The organism is Geminicoccus flavidas (assembly GCF_009806515.1).
In the GTDB taxonomy this organism is placed as follows: domain Bacteria; phylum Pseudomonadota; class Alphaproteobacteria; order Geminicoccales; family Geminicoccaceae; genus Geminicoccus; species Geminicoccus flavidus.
In genome coordinates this window covers 1-3,667 of record NZ_WUJP01001106.1, presented here as the reverse complement: position 1 = coordinate 3,667, position 3,667 = coordinate 1, and the positions used below count along the sequence as shown (strand labels likewise).

General features: G+C 67.8%; 6 protein-coding genes and 1 pseudogene. 5 read left to right on the top strand and 2 right to left on the bottom strand.

Annotated features, from left to right (window positions below):
* From EQG76_RS31185 to EQG76_RS31175, 3 genes and pseudogenes are all read left to right on the top strand, one after another.
* Positions 1–361 (top strand): annotated as a pseudogene (locus EQG76_RS31185) (sensor histidine kinase); the annotation flags it as partial.
* A complete protein-coding gene (locus EQG76_RS31180; RefSeq protein ID WP_200841286.1) occupies positions 324–713 on the top strand; it encodes a response regulator in 390 nt (129 codons plus the stop codon). The pseudogene EQG76_RS31185 and the gene EQG76_RS31180, both read left to right, overlap by 38 nt.
* A gap of 195 nt (positions 714–908) precedes the next feature.
* The gene (locus EQG76_RS31175; RefSeq protein WP_159719093.1) at positions 909–1,451 is read left to right on the top strand and encodes a hypothetical protein; all 543 of its coding nucleotides are present in this window, start codon (positions 909–911) and stop codon (positions 1,449–1,451) included.
* Between the two features lie 184 nt (positions 1,452–1,635).
* Here the strand turns inward: EQG76_RS31175 and EQG76_RS31170 are convergent, their stop codons facing one another.
* Positions 1,636–1,818, bottom strand: coding sequence for a hypothetical protein (locus tag EQG76_RS31170; protein WP_159719092.1), 183 nt, complete (start codon positions 1,816–1,818; stop codon positions 1,636–1,638).
* 74 nt (positions 1,819–1,892) lie between these two features.
* Positions 1,893–2,228 (bottom strand): response regulator, encoded by a 336-nt coding sequence (locus tag EQG76_RS31165; protein ID WP_200841285.1) that lies wholly within the window; start codon positions 2,226–2,228, stop codon positions 1,893–1,895.
* Positions 2,229–2,815: 587 nt separating this feature from the next.
* Between EQG76_RS31165 and EQG76_RS31160 the strand changes: the two genes are divergently transcribed.
* The gene (locus EQG76_RS31160; RefSeq protein WP_159719094.1) at positions 2,816–3,130 is read left to right on the top strand and encodes a co-chaperone GroES; all 315 of its coding nucleotides are present in this window, start codon (positions 2,816–2,818) and stop codon (positions 3,128–3,130) included.
* A gap of 45 nt (positions 3,131–3,175) precedes the next feature.
* The coding region (locus tag EQG76_RS31155; RefSeq protein ID WP_321573540.1) for a TCP-1/cpn60 chaperonin family protein at positions 3,176–3,667 on the top strand (492 nt) is incomplete at its 3' end.

Genomic DNA, 3,667 nt, shown 5'->3' with positions numbered 1-3,667 from the left:
GCTGGCGCCTGATCAGGTGCTGCCGCTCGGCATGATCCTGCATGAGCTCGGCACCAACGCCGTCAAGCATGGGGCTCTGTCCGTACCAGATGGCCGGGTGCGGGTCGGCTGGACGCTGAGCGGTGCGGCGGGCGATCAGCAGCTGGCGCTGCGCTGGCAAGAGGAGGGCGGGCCGACGGTGCAGCAGCCGACCACCCACGGCTTCGGCACGCGGCTGATCAACGCGGCGGCGCGCGATCTGCACGGGCGGGCGGAACTGAGCTTCACAACCACCGGTTTGCAGGCGGAGATCACCCTGCCGATGCACGCACCAGGAGCGACGGGTGCCCGGTCAGAAGGAGCAAGACGCGCCAGCACCTAGCCTGCTCGTGCTGGTGGTCGAGGACGAGTTCCTGCTCGCCATGGAACTGGAGGCCATCATCCTGGCGCAGGGCTGGCGGGTGCTGGGGCCGGCGACGAGCGTCGCGGAAGCGCTCGATCTGCTGGACAGCCAGCTCCCGGACGTGGCCGTGCTCGACGTCAACCTCCATGGCGTGATGGTGACGCCGGTGGCGGAAGCGCTGGCGCGGCAGCACATCCCGTTCGTGCTGGTGACCGCCTATCAGCCGTCGCGACTGCAGGGCAATGCCGTCCTGGCCGAGGCGGTCAATGTCGGCAAGCCGGTCGGCGAGCGCCGGCTGGTCCAGGCGATCGTGCAGGTGATGCGCGCCTAGCGGTCCGCCGGCGTCGCCGGACGGATCCCCCCATGCGGATGTCCGAAGCTGCATCAAGTTCCCACCAGCAGATAGGCGGTATAGTGGTACGATAGTGGACAGCTGGCCGGGGCGGATCGCGCAATCCTTGCCGGTCACCTCGATCGGCCCAGGTGGCTAACCGGAAGCTTCCCCAAGTCTAGCGAGGCGGCGGCCGTGGCCGATCTGACCACCATCGCGGATCGTCTGCCCGAGCTGGAAGACCGGATCGGCTTGACCGAGCTGCGGCTGGCCCGGCTGCGGGTCCTCCACCAGCGGCTGGTCGACCAGGGCCAGGACCCGACCCGGGTCGAGCATCTTCTGCGCACCCTGGAACGGACCCTGGCGACGTGGCGGGTGCAGCGGGCGGCGTGGTTGGCGGAGATGAACGGAATCGCGGCGGAGGCGGCTGCCGCACGCCCAGCGCCCCTGCCCGTCACGACGCCGCCCGACCCATGGGCGGCGGAGCTCGTCCGGCTGCACCAGGACGAGCTCCGCCGGGCCGAGCAGCTGGTGGCGGCCGGTCAGGCGGCTGTGGCGCTGATGGACCGGCTGCTCGGCGAGCTGCGCCGTTTGCAGCAGCAGGTCGAGACCCTGCAGGCCAGCCTGGGCAGGCGCAGCGGGGGGCACCGTGCCACCGGCGCAGGAAGTCGCGCGGGGGAAGGCAAGCCAGGCATTCCGCGACGCTCACCCCCGTACCGGCGGCCGATTCGGTCATAACTTCTCGACCGGGGGCGGCCCGCCCAGTCGTCGGCAGTCCTGGAACCCAGATGCGGCAATCGTCCGCGCCGTCGCCGGCAGCACCGACTGGCCGAGCTAGCCGGAGACCTGTTGCTTCTACCGCCCCTTCGTCTTGCCGGCGCGCGTTGGTTGAGATCCGCACGAAGCCGGTTCGCCCGGCGCCTCATGCTTCGTCGGCATGCACCGTCGCGTGCAGCGCGGCCTGGGTCCGCTGTTCCACCTCGTGGGCGATCGGCCGCCATGCCGCGTCCAGCAACGAGCCGGGCGGCGCGTCACCCCCCGCCGGCTCACGCCCGCTCGCATCGCCGGTCTCGACCGGCAGGACCGCAACATCATCGTCGGCCATCGAAAACCTCCTGCGCCGGAAGACCATCTCGGCGCGCAGCGCATGTCGCTGCAACGGCCTGGAGCGGCGGCGGTTCATCCCCGACGGCGGCCAACGCCTGTTCCAGCGCCTGGAGCAGCCGTCGTTGACCGAACGGCTTGGCCACCAGTAGCGCCGGCCAATGGGGGCACCTTCGAGGGCGGGCGCGCACTGCACAGCACGAACGGCACACCCTGGCCCTGCAGGGCCGCCGTGACCGGGACCACCAGCTCCGGATCGATTTCGACATCCAGCAGTGCTAGGTCGGGGATCTGCTGGTCGAGCAGGGCGAGGGCCTCGGCAATGCTATGCGCCGGCCCCAGGATCCGCCAGCCATGCGCCCGCAACAGGCTTTCCACGTCCATGGCGATGAACGGGTCGTCCTCCACCACCAGGACCAGCGGCGGCGCGTCCGGTAACCCTTTGCTCCTGGATATTCGGCAGCAAACCGGGGCCGAGGGTGGACGGTTTCACCAAGCGGCGCTGGTTGATTTCAGGAAGACGTGCACCAGCCGCACCGATCGCGCCAGGTCGCCCACTCCCGCCCGCGCCGGATCGGCCGAAGAAAAAGCCGCCGGCGGTGAACCGGGCGGCCAGGAGAGAAATGCTCGGCGCGGGCTGGTGAAGGCCACACAAGTCCGAGTTCCTGTGCAACAGGGATGACGGCGCGAGGATCCGCAGGTTCTTCAGGGTAGCGCCAGGTCGCGCTATCAGGGTTGCGGCTGCCCCTGCATGGCCGGCTGTTCCAAACCCTGACACCGCGGGATGGTCATCCCAGGCGGCAGGCGGGTGTCATCATCGCCGCAGCTCCAGTGCCTAGCGCTGGAGCGCACCGGCCTGACCAACTTCATTGACGGCCTGATAGTGTACAGCGTTCTGATCAGGGTGCTCATGCGCCTAGTCTCGTGCCTTCACCTCCGCTTGGCACTCTCCTGGATCGAGTGCTAAAATAAGACAAACCGGCTGGGAGGCATCCATGATGCAGTTCCGTCCGCTGCACGACCGCGTGGTCGTCCGTCGAATCGAGGGTGAAGAGAAGAGCAAGGGCGGAATCATCATCCCGGACACTGCCAAGGAAAGGCCCCAGCAGGGTGAGGTTGTGGCGGTCGGCCCGGGTGCTCGCGACGAGAGCGGCAAGGTCAACGCCCTCGACGTCAAGGTCGGCGACAAGGTGCTGTTCGGCAAGTGGTCTGGCACCGAGGTCAAGATCGACGGCGATGACCTGCTTATCATGAAGGAAAGCGACATCCTGGGCATCCTCGACGATGCCGGTTCGGTGAAGAAGGCCGCCTGAACCTCCCACTGGCACATCGATCACCATCAACATCGGAACACGACTATGGCCGCCAAGGACTTACGATTTTCGGCGGACGCGCGTGCGAAGATGCTGCACGGCGTCGAGATCCTCGCCAATGCGGTGAAGGTCACCCTCGGCCCCAAGGGCCGCAACGTGGTCATCGAGAAGAGCTTCGGCGCGCCGCGCATCACCAAGGACGGTGTGACGGTCGCGAAGGAGATCGAGCTTGCCGACAAGTTCGAGAACATGGGCGCGCAGATGGTGCGCGAGGTGGCCTCGAAGACCAGCGACGTCGCTGGTGATGGCACCACGACTGCCACGATTCTTGCAGCCGCCATCGTGCGCGAAGGCGGCAAGGCTGTTGCCGCGGGCATGAACCCGATGGACCTGCGGCGTGGCATCGACATGGCCGTCGAGGCCGTGGTCGAAGCACTCCGGCAGCACTCTAAGGCGGTGACGACATCGGAGGAGATCGCGCAGGTCGGCACCATCTCGGCCAATGGCGATGTCGAGATCGGCAAGATGCTGGCCGAG

Coding starts and splice junctions, on each gene's coding strand:
- EQG76_RS31170 (WP_159719092.1), bottom strand. CDS start 1,818: ATGGCCGACGATGATGTTGCGGTCCTGCCGGTCGAGACCGGCGATGCG.
- EQG76_RS31160 (WP_159719094.1), top strand. CDS start 2,816: ATGCAGTTCCGTCCGCTGCACGACCGCGTGGTCGTCCGTCGAATCGAG.